This window comes from Bordetella sp. MIP270_01_BMS, assembly GCF_054958705.1.
In genome coordinates this window covers 3,077,541-3,094,461 of the sequence record NZ_CM143297.1, presented here as the reverse complement: position 1 = coordinate 3,094,461, position 16,921 = coordinate 3,077,541, and the positions used below count along the sequence as shown (strand labels likewise).

General features: G+C 65.9%; 18 protein-coding genes. 11 read left to right on the top strand and 7 right to left on the bottom strand.

The window, feature by feature from the left end:
- The first annotated feature begins 7 nt into the window (after positions 1-7).
- The gene (locus ACV17W_RS14500; RefSeq protein WP_462593030.1) at positions 8-685 is read left to right on the top strand and encodes a DUF484 family protein; all 678 of its coding nucleotides are present in this window, start codon (positions 8-10) and stop codon (positions 683-685) included.
- Positions 686-725: 40 nt separating this feature from the next.
- Positions 726-1,706: a tyrosine recombinase XerC gene (gene xerC / locus ACV17W_RS14495; RefSeq protein WP_462593029.1), complete on the top strand. Its 981-nt coding sequence runs from the start codon at positions 726-728 to the stop codon at positions 1,704-1,706.
- A gap of 56 nt (positions 1,707-1,762) precedes the next feature.
- Here xerC and ACV17W_RS14490 read toward each other — a convergent pair whose 3' ends face one another.
- Positions 1,763-3,826, bottom strand: a complete 2,064-nt coding sequence (locus ACV17W_RS14490; protein ID WP_462593028.1) for a TonB-dependent receptor domain-containing protein — start codon at positions 3,824-3,826, stop codon at positions 1,763-1,765.
- A 404-nt stretch (positions 3,827-4,230) separates the two neighbouring features.
- Here ACV17W_RS14490 and ACV17W_RS14485 point away from each other — a divergent pair, with 404 nt between their 5' ends.
- The 5 genes from ACV17W_RS14485 to hslU all read left to right on the top strand — a co-directional run bounded on the left by ACV17W_RS14485 (position 4,231) and on the right by hslU (position 8,877).
- Positions 4,231-4,734 (top strand): Fur family transcriptional regulator, encoded by a 504-nt coding sequence (locus ACV17W_RS14485; protein WP_462593027.1) that lies wholly within the window; start codon positions 4,231-4,233, stop codon positions 4,732-4,734.
- A 456-nt stretch (positions 4,735-5,190) separates the two neighbouring features.
- Entirely contained in the window at positions 5,191-6,285 is a 1,095-nt protein-coding gene (locus ACV17W_RS14480) for a CobW family GTP-binding protein (protein ID WP_462593026.1), read from the top strand.
- 56 nt (positions 6,286-6,341) lie between these two features.
- Positions 6,342-6,806, top strand: coding sequence for an RNA polymerase-binding protein DksA (gene dksA, locus ACV17W_RS14475; RefSeq protein WP_462593025.1), 465 nt, complete (start codon positions 6,342-6,344; stop codon positions 6,804-6,806).
- A gap of 158 nt (positions 6,807-6,964) precedes the next feature.
- On the top strand, positions 6,965-7,504 hold the full coding sequence (hslV, locus tag ACV17W_RS14470; RefSeq protein WP_462593024.1) for an ATP-dependent protease subunit HslV: 540 nt from the start codon (positions 6,965-6,967) through the stop codon (positions 7,502-7,504).
- 38 nt (positions 7,505-7,542) lie between these two features.
- Complete coding sequence (gene hslU, locus ACV17W_RS14465; protein WP_462593023.1) at positions 7,543-8,877, top strand: ATP-dependent protease ATPase subunit HslU; 1,335 nt, start codon at positions 7,543-7,545, stop codon at positions 8,875-8,877.
- Positions 8,878-9,024: 147 nt separating this feature from the next.
- On the opposite strand, the gene ACV17W_RS14460 is transcribed toward hslU, so the two are convergent.
- The gene (locus ACV17W_RS14460; protein ID WP_462593022.1) at positions 9,025-9,348 is read right to left on the bottom strand and encodes a copper-binding protein; all 324 of its coding nucleotides are present in this window, start codon (positions 9,346-9,348) and stop codon (positions 9,025-9,027) included.
- Between the two features lie 138 nt (positions 9,349-9,486).
- Here ACV17W_RS14460 and ACV17W_RS14455 point away from each other — a divergent pair, with 138 nt between their 5' ends.
- The 4 genes from ACV17W_RS14455 to rfbC are packed head-to-tail and all read left to right on the top strand — an operon-like array spanning position 9,487 to position 12,590.
- A complete protein-coding gene (locus tag ACV17W_RS14455; protein WP_462593021.1) occupies positions 9,487-10,047 on the top strand; it encodes a cob(I)yrinic acid a,c-diamide adenosyltransferase in 561 nt (186 codons plus the stop codon).
- Positions 10,048-10,078: 31 nt separating this feature from the next.
- Positions 10,079-11,140, top strand: coding sequence for a dTDP-glucose 4,6-dehydratase (rfbB, locus tag ACV17W_RS14450; protein ID WP_462593020.1), 1,062 nt, complete (start codon positions 10,079-10,081; stop codon positions 11,138-11,140).
- The gene (rfbD, locus tag ACV17W_RS14445) at positions 11,137-12,048 is read left to right on the top strand and encodes a dTDP-4-dehydrorhamnose reductase (protein ID WP_462593019.1); all 912 of its coding nucleotides are present in this window, start codon (positions 11,137-11,139) and stop codon (positions 12,046-12,048) included. Before rfbB ends, rfbD begins: the two co-directional genes overlap by 4 nt.
- Positions 12,045-12,590, top strand: coding sequence for a dTDP-4-dehydrorhamnose 3,5-epimerase (rfbC, locus tag ACV17W_RS14440; protein WP_462593018.1), 546 nt, complete (start codon positions 12,045-12,047; stop codon positions 12,588-12,590). Before rfbD ends, rfbC begins: the two co-directional genes overlap by 4 nt.
- Positions 12,591-12,700: 110 nt before the next feature.
- On the opposite strand, the gene lipA is transcribed toward rfbC, so the two are convergent.
- Genes lipA through ACV17W_RS14415 form a run of 5 tightly spaced genes read right to left on the bottom strand, consistent with a single transcriptional unit; the run spans position 12,701 to position 16,885 of the window.
- Complete coding sequence (gene lipA, locus ACV17W_RS14435; protein ID WP_462593017.1) at positions 12,701-13,699, bottom strand: lipoyl synthase; 999 nt, start codon at positions 13,697-13,699, stop codon at positions 12,701-12,703.
- A gap of 60 nt (positions 13,700-13,759) precedes the next feature.
- Positions 13,760-14,404 (bottom strand): lipoyl(octanoyl) transferase LipB, encoded by a 645-nt coding sequence (gene lipB / locus ACV17W_RS14430; protein ID WP_462593016.1) that lies wholly within the window; start codon positions 14,402-14,404, stop codon positions 13,760-13,762.
- Between the two features lie 21 nt (positions 14,405-14,425).
- Positions 14,426-14,701: a YbeD family protein gene (locus ACV17W_RS14425; RefSeq protein ID WP_462593015.1), complete on the bottom strand. Its 276-nt coding sequence runs from the start codon at positions 14,699-14,701 to the stop codon at positions 14,426-14,428.
- A gap of 20 nt (positions 14,702-14,721) precedes the next feature.
- The gene (locus tag ACV17W_RS14420) at positions 14,722-15,588 is read right to left on the bottom strand and encodes a D-amino acid aminotransferase (protein ID WP_462593014.1); all 867 of its coding nucleotides are present in this window, start codon (positions 15,586-15,588) and stop codon (positions 14,722-14,724) included.
- A 55-nt stretch (positions 15,589-15,643) separates the two neighbouring features.
- Positions 15,644-16,885: a D-alanyl-D-alanine carboxypeptidase family protein gene (locus ACV17W_RS14415; protein ID WP_462593013.1), complete on the bottom strand. Its 1,242-nt coding sequence runs from the start codon at positions 16,883-16,885 to the stop codon at positions 15,644-15,646.
- Positions 16,886-16,921: the final 36 nt, after the last annotated feature.

Genomic DNA, 16,921 nt, shown 5'->3' with positions numbered 1-16,921 from the left:
CGCCCTCATGACCGACACCGCATTGACCGCCCAGGACGTCGCGGATTTCCTGCAGAACCATCCCGAATTCTTCGACCAGCACGCCGATGTCTTCGCCACGCTGCAGGTACCGCACCCGCACGGCGCGCGCGCCATCTCACTGGGTGAACGGCAGATACTGACGCTGCGCGAGCGCAACCGCGAACTCGAATGGAGGCTGAACGAACTCGCCCACCATGCCGATTCCAACGAAGCCATCGGCGAGCACGTGTCCGCATGGTGTTGCCGCCTGCTCGGCGAAACCGACCCGCAGCACCTGCCGGGCGAAATCGCCCTCGGCCTGGCGGAACAGTTCGATCTCAACCATGTCGCGCTGCGTCTCTGGAATCTTCCCGGCCAAGCCGAGACCGGCTACGGCGAGCCCGTGTCGGCTGACGTGCACGCGTTCGCCGACAGTCTCAAGGCGCCCTACTGCGGCACCGACACGGGGTTTGAAGCGGTAGGCTGGCTGGATTCGAAGCCCCAGTCAGTCGCCCTGATCCCCTTGCGGTTCGACGCCGACCAGCCCAGCGTGGGCTTGCTGGTGCTGGGCTCGGACGACCCGGATCGCTTCCGCCCCGACATGGGCACGGTGTTCCTGGAATCCATCGGCCGGCTGGCATCGGCAACGCTGCGGCGCCTCGCCGCGCCTGCCGCGCAGGCCTGAGCCGGTACCGGGGCGGCGCCAGCACACTGCCCGCCAGATCATGAGCCACGTCGAGCCCGTGCTGCCCGAATCGCTGCCAGCCCCGCTGAACGACTGGCTGCAGCACTTGCGCGCGCATCGGCGTTACTCGCCCCATACGCTCGATGCCTACCAGCGCGACCTGCGGCAGCTGGCCGCGCTGGCGCAGGCGGCCGGACTGCCGCTGGCTCAACTGGCCAATGGCCACATCCGCCAGTTCGTCGCGCGCCTGCATGCCCAGGGCCTGGGGCCGCGCAGCCTGGCGCGGACCCTGGCGGCATGGCGCGGTTTCTACCAATGGTGGGCGCCTTCGGCTGGCCTGGCCGGCAACCCGGTGGCCGGCATACGCGCCCCCAAAGCCGCCCGCGGCCTGCCCAAAGCGCTGTCGGTGGAACAGGCGCAGTCGCTGCTGGACCACGCCACCGCCCGGCTGGCCACCGACCCGGCAGGCCTGCGCGACCGCGCCATGTTCGAGTTGCTGTATTCCAGCGGCCTGCGCCTGTCCGAACTGGTGGGGCTGGACCTGCGCTATGAACGCACGCCTTCTTATGAATCGCGCGGATGGCTGAACCTGGCCGAGGCCGAAGTGCTGGTACTCGGCAAGGGGGGCAAGCGCCGCGCGGTGCCTGTAGGCCAGGCGGCCTTGGCTGCGCTGCAGCGCTGGCTGGAAGTGCGGCACCAACTCGCCGCGCCGGCGGCTCTCGAAGCCGATGCCGCCGCCCTGTTCGTGGGGTCGCGCGGCCGGCGCATCGCGCCACGCGTCGTGCAACTGCAACTGGCCAGACTGGCGCAGGCCGCCGGCCTGCCGGCGCACGTACACCCGCACGTGCTGCGCCACAGCTTCGCCAGTCACGTCTTGCAGTCGGCTCAAGACCTCCGGGCCGTACAGGAAATGCTGGGTCACGCCAATATTTCCACCACGCAGGTCTATACCCGGCTCGATTTCCAGCACCTGGCCCGCGCTTACGACCAGGCGCATCCCCGCGCAGGCCGTAAATCCTGACGTGGGCCGGCGTGCGGGCCCGGGTGCCTGATGCGCCCCGAGCCCACGCACCGCGCTCAGTACGTGACCCGCACGCCAAGCAGCACGCTGCGCCCCGGCAAGGGCGCGGCACGCGAGATGAACGACGCGTGGTTGTAAGCCAGCTTGTCCAGCAGATTGGTGCCACGCAGGTAGATCTCGTAGGCCGCCTCGGCGCCCAAACCGCCGCGATAGCTCACGACCGCGTTCACCAAGTCATAGCCAGGCGTGCTGGATTCGTACGCCGCCAGATCGTTCTGGCGGAAAACGTGGGCATACTCGACGCCGCCTGACCACTGGTGCCACTTCGCGTCGGCGCGCACGCCCAATCTGGCCGCCGGAATGCGCGGCAGGTTGCCGTTTCCACCCGTGAATCGCGCGCGCACATAATCGCCGAAGACCGCCGCAGAGAACACTTTGGTGAACTGATGACGCAGTTCGCCTTCCAGCCCCGCGAACTCGGCGTCGCGCTGCGCGTATTCAATCAGCCGAAAATCTTCGTACTGGTCGAGGGTATTGGCATAAATGTAGTTGGCCACCCGGTTGTGGAACGCGCTCAGGCTGAACGTGGTGTCGCCCTCATGTTTGCGCAGGGTGAGGTCGATATTGTGCGAGGTCTCCTTGCCCAGGTCGGGGTTGCCCACCTCGTAGGTATTGGTGGCAAGGTGCACCCCGTCGGCATACAGTTCCTGCGCCGACGGCAGGCGCTGCGAGCGCGACAGCGACAAGGCAAGCGAATACTGCGGCGCGAAGTCCCAGATGGCTGCCGCCGATAGCGATGTGCCCGATTGGTTCGATCGCGGGTGGTCGCCGTCGGGTGAAATGCTTTGCCAGTCCTGCCGCGCCCCCAGTTCGAATCGCCAATCGGCCAGGCGGTATTCTTCAAGCAGGAAGATACCGGTCGAGCGCGTGTCGCTGCGAGGCAGGTAGGCCTCCTCGCCGTCTGCGCTGAAGTCGCTGTAGGCGTTCTGAACGCCCACCACGCCGCGCCAGCCGTGCACGGGTTTGTGCTCGAGCTCCAGCCGCGCGTCGTAGCCCCGGTTCTTGAAGGTCGTGCCCACTACGCCTCCTTCGATCTCGCGATGTTCATAATCCGTCAGGCCCCCTCGCAGCCGGATTTTTTCAAAGCCGGCGAATGGATCGCGATATTCGGCCCGCAGGTCTACGCGCTGACTGCGCAGTTTCGTATAAGGCGGGGCGGCCTCTTCGTCCCCATGTTCGTGGTCGTGATCGTGATCATGCCCCCCATGGTCATGGCCATGGCCCCCGCAGTGCAGGTGCGAACCGTGCGGATGGCAGCTGGCATATTCATGGTCATGCCCCGGCAGCCCGTACTTGCTTTCCAGATAGGTGTAGGCCACGCCCACATATCCCCGCGGTGTGATCCATGACATGCCCACCGAGCCCTGTGATGCCTCGCTGTACGATCCTTTCAGCTCGCCGCCGGGCCAGTCGGGCACCCTGTAGTCGTCCGAGCGCCGCTTCAGCCCTTCCACGCGCACCGCAAATTCGCCTTCGCCCGCGGTGATCCCCACCACGCCCGCCCGTTCGCCCGTGCCGGTGGCGCCACGCACTTCAGCCTCTGCCTGCACTCCACGCTCGGGAATCGCCGTGGGAATCTTGCGGTCCAGCACGTTCACCACGCCGCCGATGGCCCCGCCGCCATATAGCAGGGTGGATGGCCCCCGCAGCACTTCTATGCCGTCGGCCAGCAAGGGTTCGGTCGTCACCGCGTGGTCGGGGGAAATATTGGACGCGTCCATGATTTCGGAACCGTCCGACAGCACCTTGACCCGTGGCGCCGTCTGCCCTCGAATGACCGGCCGACTGGCGCCGCCCCCGAAGGTGTCGGAATGTATGCCCGGCAGACCGTCCAGCGTGTTGCCCAGCGTGTCCTGCCGGCGCTCGATCAGGGCCTGCCCGTCCAGCACCAGGGCCGGCAGAGCCATACTGAGCGGATCCAGGCTCAGCGGGTTGGCCGACACGGTGATGGGCGCCAGCGTGGACACCACAGGGGCCGGGGCCGGCGTCGTCTGCGCCGCCGCGGGGTGCACCCACCCCAGCGCCAGGCTTGCCGCGACGGGCAACGGTCGAATCTGCATCACGTTCTCCTAACGTTATAACATTACATGATCGGAATGATATAACATAACTATTACGCAAAGCACATCGCTGACCGCCTGGCGGCGCTCGCCGGACATGCGCGCCGTGGCGCGGTCCGGAGCGCGGCCCGATTCGTCCTCTGCCGTGCCGTTGGCGTGGTCCAGGGGTCCGGCAGGCTGGGCGCATGGCTGGTCGGGCGCATGGCTGGTCGGGCGCATGGCGGGTCGGGCGCTTGGCAGGTCGGGCACTTGGCAGGTTGGCCCTCGTAGCCTGGGCGCTTGGCGGACGGCGTGCTTGGCGGCAGGTCGGCAGAAGGCGCGCGTGACTGGATGACCGCTGGCGCCCCGGGTGACGCGTTTTCTGATACCTTCGCGGAATCGCCCGACCGGCTTTTCCGAACTCCATGCCCTCTTCTTCCCGCACCTCTCGTGCCGACCTCCTCGACGACCAGCTTCGCACCGCCGAAACGCTGTGCGCGCAGCGCGGCCGCCGGCTGACGCCGATCCGCCGCAAGGTGCTGGAGCTCCTGTTACGGCATGGCCGAAGCCTGAAGGCCTATGAGCTGCTCGACGCGATGCGATCGGTGCACCCTGGAGCGGCGCCGCCTACCGTGTACCGCGCACTTGATTTCCTGATGGAAGAAGGGCTCATTCACCGCCTGGACGCCGTCAACGCCTGGACGGCATGCCACGACGCGGCGGGAGCGCCGCACGATCTGCTTGTGGTGTGCACGGGCTGCGGCGCCGTTGCCGAAGTGAGTGATCCCGCCATGAGCCGGCAACTGGCCGAACGTGTGGCCCGCACCGGCTTCGCCCTGGCCACCCACGAGACCGAAATCCGGGCGCTGTGCCCGCAGTGCCAGCAGAAGCCCGCCGCCGCGGCGCACGTCCACGGCCACGCGCACTGAATCCGGCCGGCCCCGGCACTTGGCAGGGCAACCGGCGCCCCGATCCCAGGTGCGTCCGCCCGCGCGCCGCGCCCCCGAATGCCGGCGCGGGCGAACCCGCCCTGCCCCGTCCCGCCGCCAGCGCATCGAACCCGCGCACAGGAACCGAGCCCGTGCGCGCACGACCTGCCCCGCAAGCCACAGGCGCTACCCTGCATGGGCCGAGCCCAGGAACGGGCGTCGCCGTAAAGTGACCACAGCACTTGATATTCGATTATCCAACCCCATATAACGGTATCTCTCGGGTTACAGCGCGGTTCTGCGGCGTTCTTGACGAGCGTATAGCTGGGGTTGGCCCGGGTTTGCCCCCCTGCCCCGACTGTGCTGTAATCCTGCGTCCGGCCGCTGCTGCGGCCCCCTGTAGTCACCGCCCGAGCGGCGCTCCGTGCGCCCCAGGCTTTCAGCCGTCGACTTGCCATGAATACCCAGCGCAGTTTGGACAAAATGGTTCCCGTCACCATCCTCACCGGCTTTCTCGGTGCGGGCAAGACCACCCTGCTCAAACGCATTCTCACTGAGTTCCATGGCCGCCGCGTCGCTGTGATCGAGAACGAGTTCGGGCCGGAAAGCATTGACAACGACTTGCTGGTTCAAGACAGCAATGAAGAAATCATCGAGCTGAGCAACGGCTGCGTCTGTTGCACAGTGCGCGGCGACCTCATGCGTACCCTGGGCGACCTGCGCGCCAAGCGCAAGGCGGGCGAACTGAATTTCGAACGCGTCATCCTTGAGACCACCGGCATGGCCAACCCCGGCCCGGTGTGCCAGACGTTTTTCATGGACGACGAAATCGCCGAATACTATCGCCTGGATGCGGTGGTCACGGTGGTCGACGCCAAGCACGGCATGGCCACGCTCGACGCGCAGTCCGAAGCGCAAAAGCAAGTGGGCTTCGCCGATCGCATCCTGGTGTCCAAGAAAGACCTGGTCAACGAAGCCGACTACGAAGCACTGCGCGCCCGTCTGGTGCGCATCAATCCGCGCGCGCCGATTACGCCGGTGAACTTCGGCGAAGTCGACCTGAAGTCCATCATCGACATCAGCGGCTTCAACCTGAATTCCATACTCGATATCGACCCGGATTTCCTGGCCGACGAGCATCCCGACGCGGCGCACAGCCACGCCCATGGCCATGATCACGATCATGAACACGAAGGCGAATGCGGGGATCATTGCCATCACGATCATCACCACCATCATCATCACCACGACGACGAAATCGGCGCGTTCGTGTTCCGCTCGAACAAACCTTTCGATCCGGCCCGCCTGGAAGAATTCCTGGGCGGCGTGGTGCAGGTTTATGGCCCCGACCTGATGCGCTATAAGGGCATCTTGTACATGAAGGGCATCAACCGTCGCATGCTCTTCCAGGGTGTGCACATGATGATGGGTGCCGAACCCGGCAAGCCGTGGACCGCGGCCGAAAAACCGTCCACCAAGATGGTTTTCATCGGACGCAAGCTTCCCCAGGAAATTTTTACCCGGGGTCTGGAGCAGTGCCTGGCGGGCTAACGCCGCAATCCCGACGCGCGCGTCGCGCCAGGATCGATTCATAGTGGAGTGTTTTCATGGCTACCAAGGCAGCAACCAAAAAATCAACGAAGTCGACGAGCGATACGGCGATTGATCTGCCCAGCGAACAAGAATTGCTGGCCATGCCCGAATCGGACTACATGAACGAACGCCAGCTGGCGTTCTTCAAGGAACGGCTCAAGCAGCTCGAGCAAGACATCCTGGCCAATGCCGGCGAAACCACCGAGCACCTGCGTGAAACGCAGTTCGTGCCCGACCCCGCCGACCGCGCCACCATCGAAGAAGAGCACGCGCTCGAACTGCGTACGCGCGACCGCGAGCGCAAGCTGCTGAAAAAAGTGCAACAGTCCATTGCTCGCATCGATAGCGGCGAGTACGGCTGGTGTGAAGAAACCGGCGAACCCATCGGCATTCCCCGCCTGCTGGCGCGCCCCACCGCCACCCTGTCGCTCGAGGCGCAAGAGCGCCGCGAAATGCGCCAGAAGCTATACGGCGACTGAGCACCGACACTTTCGGCTACCCCTGCAGGGCCGCGCGCATCGTCGCCGCGGCCCTTTTTGTTGTGCCGGGCGCGATAATTCAGATAGAGCCGGCCGCAGCCGCAGCGCTTGAAATCCGGCGTTTCACCCTCAGTTAAGCCCTTCAACGGAAGGAACGCATGGAACAATTTCACGCCACTACCATCGTCTGCGTGCGCCGGGGCAACCGCGTCGCCCTGGGCGGCGACGGCCAGGTCACCCTGGGCAATATCGTCATCAAAGGCACGGCCCGCAAAATCCGCCGCCTGTATCACGATAAGGTCCTGGCCGGTTTTGCCGGCGCAACGGCCGATGCCTTTACGCTGCAAGAGCGCTTCGAAGCCAAGCTCGAGAAACACCAGGGCCACCTGATGCGCGCCGCCGTCGAACTGACGCGCGACTGGCGCACCGACCGGGTGCTGCGCCGCCTGGAGGCCATGTTGATCGTGGCCGACGCCGAGCACACCCTGGTGCTGACCGGCAACGGTGACGTGCTCGAACCCGAACACGGCCTGGCTGCCATCGGCTCGGGCGGGGCCTATGCCCAGTCCGCGGCCCTGGCGTTGCTGCGCAACACCGAATTGCCGCCCCAGGACATCGTCAAGCAGTCGCTGGAAATCGCCGGCGACCTCTGCATCTACACCAACCAGAATCACGTCGTCGAAACGCTGGGCGAATAAGCCCGCCCCGCCCGACCGGGCGCCGCAAGGATTCCGCAATGTCCGCATCCACCATGACTCCCGGAGAAATCGTCTCCGAACTCGACAAGTACATCATCGGCCAGAACCGCGCCAAGCGCGCGGTGGCCGTGGCCCTGCGCAACCGCTGGCGCCGGCAGCAGGTCGCCGAGCCGCTGCGCCATGAAATTCACCCCAAGAACATCCTGATGATCGGCCCCACGGGCGTGGGCAAGACCGAAATCGCGCGCCGCCTGGCAAAGCTGGCCAATGCGCCCTTCATCAAGATCGAAGCCACCAAATTCACTGAAGTGGGCTACGTGGGGCGCGATGTCGACACCATCATCCGCGACCTCACCGAATACTCCATCAAGCAGACGCGCGAACTCGAAATGCGGCGCGTGCGCACCCAGGCCGAAGACGCCGCCGAAGACCGCATTCTCGATGCCCTGGTACCGCCCGCCCGCAGCACCTCGGGAGAACCGGCGCGCGGTGAAGAAGGCAGTGCGCGCCAGACGTTCCGCAAGCGGCTGCGCGAGGGTAAATGCGACGATCTCGAGATCGAGATCGAGATCGCCCAGCCCGTGCCGCAGATGGACGTCATGACTCCCCCGGGCATGGAAGAAATGGCCGAGCAGTTGCGCGGCATGTTCGCCGGCTTGGCGCGCGACAAGAAAAAGCCCAAGAAGATGAAGGTGAAAGACGCCTTCAAGCTCATCGTCGAAGAAGAAGCCGCCAAGCGCATCAACGAAGACGACCTGCGCACCATCGCCATCGCCAATGTCGAGCAGAACGGCATCGTGTTCCTCGATGAAATCGACAAGATCGCTGCTCGCCAGGAAACCGGCGGGGCCGACGTGTCGCGCCAGGGCGTGCAGCGCGATCTGCTGCCCCTGGTAGAAGGCACAACGGTGAACACCCGCTACGGCATGGTGCGCACCGACCATATCCTGTTCATCGCGTCGGGGGCGTTCCACCTGTCGCGCCCCTCCGACCTGATACCCGAGTTGCAGGGACGTTTTCCCATACGCGTCGAACTGGATTCGCTCACCACCAAAGATTTCGTGAGCATTCTTTCCGACACCGATGCCTCGTTGATCAAGCAATACTCGGCGCTGCTGGCCACCGAGGATGTGCAGCTCGAATTCACCCCCGAGGGCATCGAACGCCTCGCCGAACTGGCTTTCTCGGTGAATGAGCGCACCGAGAACATCGGCGCCCGCCGGCTGTACACCGTCATGGAAAAGCTGCTGGAAGAGCTGTCCTTCGACGCCACCGCCAGCAGCGGCCGCACGGTGAAGATCGACGCAGCCTACGTCGACGAACAGCTTTCCGAAGCGGCCGCCAGCCAGGACCTGGCGCGGTACGTGCTGTAGCAGTCGACCATCGGATCGGCCATCGGATTGGCCATCTGGCCGGTCATTGGGCCGGTCAGGTGGCCAGCCGGCGGGGCGACCAGGCGGGCGGCCGTAACACGCCCCCACCCACATGGCCGTTCGAGGCCAGCCAGCGTGGCCCTTGCCCTATTTGCTGATTTGCGTGACCACGTAAATGCCGCCCTGGCGCGTAGCCGTGAATCGCACGGTATCGCCCGGACGGATGTCCACCAGCAGCACCGGCTCGGCCCGGTAAACCAGCGTCATGGCGGGCAGCTCGAGTGCGGCAATCTCGTCATGCTTGATCGTGACCTTGCCAGCCGCAGGATCGACACGGCGAACTTCGCCACTGGCGGTGGCGGTGGGCTGGGACGCCTGCTGCGAGGGCTGCGCTTGCGCCACCCCGACCGCCGTACCCGCGAAAATGGCCACCGCCAACACGCCGGCGGCCGCCTTCAACCTCTGATGCATTGCATTTCTCCTGAAGCGCGCGCCGCCGGCATGGCCGGCGCCGCCCTTGTGTCGACAGCATAGCGCGTTCGCGGGGCGCCCGCGCTCGCACTACACTAAGGCTTGTTTCTTCACGCAACATCGACAAGGGCCATACGCATGGGCAATCGACTTTCCGCCGTCGCCACTCGCACCGGCGACGACGGCACGACCGGCTTGGGCGACGGCAGCCGCACGGGCAAAGATGCCCCGCGCATCAACGCGCTGGGCGAAGTCGATGAGCTGAACAGCGTCATCGGCCTGTTGCGTACCGAAACCCTGCCCGACGAGGTACAGGCCGACCTGGGCATCGTGCAGAACGACCTCTTCGACCTGGGCGCCGAGCTGTGCATTCCCGGGCACACTGCCGTGGAGCCTGCCCAGCTGGCGTTCCTGGACGAGCGCCTGGCCCATTACAACGGCCCCTTGCCACCCTTGCGCGAGTTCATCCTGCCCGGCGGCTGCCGCGCCGCCGCCCTGGCTCACCTGGCCCGCACCGTGGCGCGCCGCGCCGAACGCTCGGTCGTCGCATTGGGCCGCAGCGAAACACTGAACGCGCCCGTGCGCCAGTACCTGAACCGGCTGTCCGATCTGATGTTCGTGCTGGCCCGCCATCTGAATGGCGCGCAAGGCTCCGGCGACGTCTTCTGGACCAGCCGCCATTCACGAGTGCAGCCCTGAAGTCCGGGCGCCGGACCCAGCTGTGTAATCCATGAGCATCTTAGTCACCGGCGGCGCCGGCTTCATCGGCTCCAATTTCGTTCTGCGCTGGCTCGCTCACAGCGACGAGCCGGTCATCACGCTCGACAAACTGACCTACGCGGGATACGCCGGCAATCTCGACAGCCTGCAAGGCGACCCACGGCATCAGCTGGTGGTGGGTGATATCGCCGACCACGCTCTGGTGCTGCGCCTGCTGCACACGCATCGGCCCCGCGCCGTGTTCAATTTCGCGGCCGAATCGCATGTCGACCGCGCCATCCGCACGCCCGACGCATTCATCCACACCAACGTCACCGGCACCTTCCAGTTGCTGGAAGCGGTGCGCACCTACTGGCAGACGCTCGAAGAACCGGCGCGCGCGGTGTTCCGCTATGTGCAGGTATCAACCGACGAAGTCTACGGCTCGCTCGATGCCGACGCGCCGGCCTCGGTCGAAGGCGACGCGTACCGGCCCAACAATCCGTACTCGGCCAGCAAGGCGGCCGGCGACCACCTCGTGCGCGCTTACCAGCACACCTACGGCCTGCCGGTACTGACCACGCACTGCCCCAACAACTACGGTCCGCGCCAGTTCCCCGAAAAGCTGATTCCGCTGCTGATCCACCACGCGCTGGCCGGACGGCCGCTGCCGTTGTATGGCGATGGCTCGCACGTGCGCGACTGGCTCTACGTCGACGACCATTGCGACGGCCTGCGGCGCGTGCTGGAGGCCGGCCAGCCGGGCCACGTTTATCACATCGGCGCCAACCAGCAGCGCAGCAACCTGCAGGTTGCCCAGGCCGTATGCAGCCTGCTGGACACGTGGCGCCCGCTCAGCGACGGCCGCGCGCATGCCGAGCTGATACGTTTCGTCCAAGACCGCCCGGGCCATGACCGGCGCTATGCGATCAATGCCGGCAAGGTTCGGGACCAGCTGGGGTGGCAGCCTGCCCATGACTTCGATAGCGGCCTGCGTGCTACGGTTCAGTGGTACCTGGAGCATCCCGGCTGGGTGGCCAGCGTGGCCGACGGAGCTTATCGCCACTGGCTGCAGACGCAGTACACCTCATGAAGATCCTGCTGTTCGGCGCCACGGGGCAGATCGGCCATGCCTTGCGCCGTACGCTGCTGCAGCTGGGCAGTATCGTCACCCCGACGCGCGCCCAGGCGGATCTGGCGGATCTCGACGGCCTGCGGCAGACGCTGGCGGCGCACGCGCCCGGCATGGTCGTCAATGCCGCGGCCTATACGGCGGTGGACGCGGCCCAGGCGGATCCCGGCATGGCCCGGCGAGTCAACGCCGACGCCGTGGCGATCATGGCCGAGTACGCACGGCGCAGCGGCGCGCTGCTGGTTCACTATTCCACCGACTACGTGTTCGACGGGCACAAGCCGCAGCCATATACAGAAGCGGACCTGCCGAACCCGCTGAATGAGTACGGCCGCTCGAAGCTGGCGGGCGAGCAGGCCATCCAGGCCATCGGTTGCCATGCCCTGGTGTTGCGCACCAGCTGGGTGTATGGCGCCCATGGCCGGAATTTCATCAAGACGGTGCTGGACCTGGCCCGCCAGCGCGACGAATTGCGCGTCGTCGCCGACCAGGTCGGTTGCCCCACCTCGGCCGAACTGGTGGCAGACGTCACGGCAATTGCCGTGGCCGCGCACGGCCGGGGGCAGTTGCCCGATGGCCTGTACCATCTCAGCGCGGGCGGGCGTGCCAGCTGGCACACGCTGGCCTGCCATGCGGTGCAACGCGCGCACGACCGAGGCATGCCGCTGCGGCTGCAATCCGGCCATATCCATCCCATCGGTGCCGATAGCTATCCCTCGCCCGCGCCCCGGCCGCGCAACTCGCGGCTCGACACCCGGCGCCTGTCCGACGCACTGGGTCTGCAACTGCCCGATTGGACGATCCACCTTGACCGCACTATCGACCAATTGGCCGGCCTGGTGCGCGATGACTTGCCCGGTACGCCATGAAAACCACACGCCTGGCCATTCCCGACGTGGTGTTGATCGAACCCGAGATACACAGCGACACACGCGGCCATTTCTTCGAAAGCTACAACGCCGCGCGCCTGCAGGCGGTGCTGGGCCGCGCCCCGAATTTCGTGCAGGACAATCACTCGCGCTCGCTGCGCCATGTGGTGCGCGGCCTGCATTACCAAGTGCGCCAGCCGCAGGCAAAGCTGGTGCGGGTGGTGGCCGGCGCCGTCTTCGATGTCGCCGTCGATCTACGCAGGTCGTCGCCCACTTTCGGCCAATGGACCGGGGCCGTGCTGTCGGCCGAGAACCGGCGCCAGCTATGGGTGCCCGAGGGCTTCGCGCATGGTTTCATGGCGCTGTCGGACCTGGCGGAAACACTCTATAAGGCCACCGACTACTATGCGCCGGAACACGAACGCTGCATTCAGTGGAATGACCCCGACATCGCGATCGACTGGCCCGAGGCGCCGGCGGTGATGTTGTCGGACAAAGACCGCCGCGGCGTCCCGCTGCGGCTCGCCGAGACCTATGACTGAAGGCGGACGCGGCCCGCGCGTCGATAGCGCCCTGAGCCCGGCCTTTGCGCAGCGGCGCGGACCGGCTCGACGCGCCAACGCGACGCCCGCTACCCGCGCCGCCCCCTGTGTCAGTTGACGCCGGCGGCGTGGGCCTGTTCGTCGGCGTGGTACGACGAACGCACCATGGCGCCCACCGCCGCGTGCGAAAAGCCCATGGCATAGGCTTCACGCTCGAACATCGCGAACGTATCGGGGTGCACGTAGCGCAGCACCGGCAGGTGGTGCTCGGACGGTTGCAGGTACTGGCCGATGGTCAGCATGTCGACGCCATGCGCGCGCATGTCGCGCATGACCTGCAGGATCTCTTCGTCGGTCTCGCCCAGGCCCAGCATCAGGCCGGACTTGGTGGGCACCTCGGGGTGCAGTTTCTTGAACTCGGCCAGCAGCTTCAGCGAATGCGCGTAGTCGGAGCCCGGCCTTGCCTGCTTGTACAGGCGGGGCACGGTTTCGAGATTGTGGTTCATGACGTCGGGCGGGCCGGCGTTCAGGATGGCCAGCGCGCGTTCGAGGCGGCCGCGGAAATCGGGCACCAGCACCTCGATGCGTGTGGACGGCGACAACGCCCGGGTGCGCGAGATGCAGTCGACGAAATGCGCAGCCCCGCCGTCGCGCAGGTCGTCGCGGTCAACCGAGGTGATCACGACGTAAGACAGCTTCAGGGCCGCAATGGTGCGGGCGAGGTTTTCGGGCTCGTTTGCATCAAGCGGGTCGGGCCGCCCGTGGCCCACATCGCAAAATGGGCAGCGACGGGTGCATTTGTCGCCCATGATCATGAAGGTTGCCGTGCCCTTGCCGAAACATTCGCCGATGTTGGGGCAGGACGCCTCTTCACAGACCGTGTGCAGATTGTGCTCGCGCAGAATACGCTTGATGTCGTAGAACCGCGACCCGGGGGCCGCGGCTTTCACGCGGATCCACTCGGGTTTCTTCAGGCGTTCCGCCGGCACGATCTTGATGGGAATGCGCGAAGTCTTGGCCTGCGACTTCTGCTTCTGCGTGGCGTCGTAGACTGCCGGCGCGCCGGTTTGCGAGTCAGTCGGGGAAACAGAGGGATCGAGCGTAGACATTCGTCACCTTCGTCATGACCAGGCCGGCGGCGGGCGGCAAAGTCTGGGGAAAAAGGCATTTTAGCGCGTTGCACCGGCGTGGCCCGCCACGGCGGCCAGCAGCCGCTCGGCCATGCGCTGCCCCACCGGCTCGAGATCGGGATCAGACGCGCCGCAGGTGGCCATGTCTACCGTAGCCAGGCCGGCGTAGCCGCAGGGGTTGATGCCCAGGAAGGGCGCGAGGTCCATCTGCACGTTCAACGCGACGCCGTGATAGGCGTAGCCATTGCGGATCTTGATACCCAGCGCCGCGATCTTGGCCAGTTCGCCCTGCGGACCCTGCGGCACGTACACCCCGGGCGCGCCCGGCTTGCGGCAGGCGCCCGGGATGCCGAAATCGGCCAGCGTGCCGATGGCCGCGTCTTCCAGCAGCCTGACATAGTCGCGCACGTACAGGCCTGCCCGGCGCACATCGACCAGCGCGTAGGCCACGACCTGGCCCGGCCCATGATAGGTGACCTGGCCGCCCCGGTCGCAGGCAACCACCGGGATGCCGCCCGCATTCAATACGTGTTCAGGCTTGCCTGCCTGCCCCAGCGTGTACACGGGGGCATGCTCGCACAGCCAGATCTGGTCGGGCGTACCGGCCGCGCGCGCAGCGGTGAACGCGCGCATGTCTTGCCAGACCGCGGCGTATTCTGCCGGGCGGGGCAGCCATTTGATCATGGCACGGACCTGGCGAACGGCCTACAGCACGATGGACACCATGGGGTGCCCGTGCAGCGCGCGATACAGGTTGTCGAGCTGTTCGCGCGACGTGGCGCGTACAGTGAAGGTCAGGCCCATGTAGTTGCCGCCCTTGCTGGGCCGCATTTCGACCGAGGCCGGGTCGAAATCGGGATCGAACTGCCGCACCACATCGGTCATGGTTTGAGCGAAGTCGGGGTGCTGCTTTCCCATCACCTTGATGGGAAAGTCCGACGGGTATTCGATCAGCGATTCTTCGGGGGGGATAGCTTGCATGGCAGGTTCGTGGCGCCGGCCTACAGGGCGGCGATACGGGCATCATACCCCGCGCGCAGCCGGGCATAAACCGGTCCGGGTTTGCCGCCGCCCACCGGCTGGCCATCGAGCGTGGTGACCGGCAATACTTCTTTGGTGGCCGAAGTGACCATCAGTTCTTCGGCGCTGGCCACTTCCTGCCGGGAAAGCGGCCGTGCCTCGAACTCGATGCCGGCTTCGGCGGCAAGTTCGCCCATCAGCCCGTAGCGTATGCCTTCCAGGATGAGGTTGTTTTTGGGCGGGGCCAGCAGCTTGCCGCCCGAGACCACCCAGATGTTGCTGGAAGAGCCTTCGGTCAGGAAGCCATCGCGGAACTGGGCGACTTCGTCGACGCCCGCTTCGACGGCCTGCTGGCGAGCCAGCACGTTCCCCAGCAGCGACACCGACTTGATCTCGCAATGCAGCCAGCGTTCGTCGGGAATGCTGATCAGGCTGACGCCTTTTTCGCGCTGGGCCGCGCCGGGCGGGTTGAACACGGTGGCCATGCCGTAGACGGTCGGAGGGACATCCTGCGCAGGGAAGGCGTGATCACGCTTGTACACGCCTCGCGTGACCTGCAGGTATACGATGCAGGTGGGCGTGGCCGAGCGGCGCGCAAGCTCGCCGATGAGGTCGACCCAGGCTTCGCGGCCCATGGGTTGCGCGATGCGCAGCGCCTTCAGGCTGCGGTCGAGCCGATCCAGGTGTTCGTTCATGCGGAACGGCTTGCCGTTATAAACCGGCACCACTTCGTATATGCCGTCGCCGAAGATGAAGCCGCGGTCCAGCACCGAGATCTTGGCCTGGTCGGCCCGCGTGAATTCACCGTTGAGATACACCTGGCTATCGCCCGGCATGCCCGGAATCATGGATGGCTCCTGGAAAAAAGTGAGACGGGGCGGCCGGGCCGCCCCGATCGGGGTGTTATTGGAACTTGCGCTTGACCATGTCGACCAGTCGGCCAAAAATGCCGGCGCGTTCGACGTCGTCCTGGACGACCAGCGGCTCGGTACGCAGCACCTTGCCATCCAGCGTGAGCTGCAGCGTGCCGACTTGCTGGCCTTTGGTCAGCGGCGCCACCAGCGGGTCGGTGCGCTGCGCCACCGGCTTGATTTCGCCTGCCTTGCCGCGCGGCACCGTCAGGGCCACGGGCTGCGGAGGCCCGAGCTTGACGGTCTCGGCCGTGCCTTCCCAGACACGCACGTCCAGGCCCGGCTGGTCCTTGCCGTACAGCGTGACCGTATCGAAGTTCTGGAAGCTCCAGTTGAGCAGCTTCAGGCTTTCTTCGGCCCGCGTGGCTTCGCTGTCAGCGCCCGCCAGCACGGTAAGCACGCGGCGGTCGCCTCGCAAGGCAGTGGATACCAGGCAATAGCCCGCCGCGTCGGTGTGGCCGGTTTTCATGCCATCGACCGAGGGGTCGGCCCACAGCAGGCGATTGCGATTGGGCTGCGTGATCTTGTTGTACGTGTACTCTTTCTGCTTGTAGTAGTGGTAGTACTCGGGATGGTCGCGAATGAGGGCCGCCGATAGCAGCGCCAAATCCGACACGGTGGTCAGGTGCTGCGGATCGGGCAGGCCGGTCGAATTCATGAAATGCGTGCGCGTCATGCCCAGGCGTTCGGCTTCCTGGTTCATCAGCGCGGCAAATGCCGATTCGCTGCCGCCCACCGCTTCGGCCAGCGCCACCGAGGCGTCGTTGCCCGACTGCACGATGACGCCCTGGATCAGCTCGTCCACCGTCACCGGCTTGCGCGGTTCGATGAACATGCGCGAACCTCCGGTGCGCCACGCTTGCGCGGAAACCGGCACTTGCTGATCGAGCGTGATGCGCTTTTCTTTCAGCGCATTGAATACCACGTAGGCCGTCATGATCTTGGTCAGCGACGCGGGCTCGATCTGCACATCAGGATTGGCCGCTGCCAGCACCTGGCCGCTGCTCACGTCGACGGTGACCCAGGCGCGGGCGGCGATGGTCGGCGCCGGCACGGCCGACAATTCCACGACCGGGGTTGCTGCCGCCGGGGCGGCTGCGGTGCTGGCTGCAGGTGCCGCCGGCTGCTGTTGCGCCCACGCAGGCGCGGACGCCGACATCAGCGCTGACAACACGGCGCCCGCCAGGGCGCAGCGGGAAAACACGACAGTCGAACGGATACGGTTTTTAATCATTGGCAGGAGAATTCCACGGTCAAGAGCCGCCCAGCG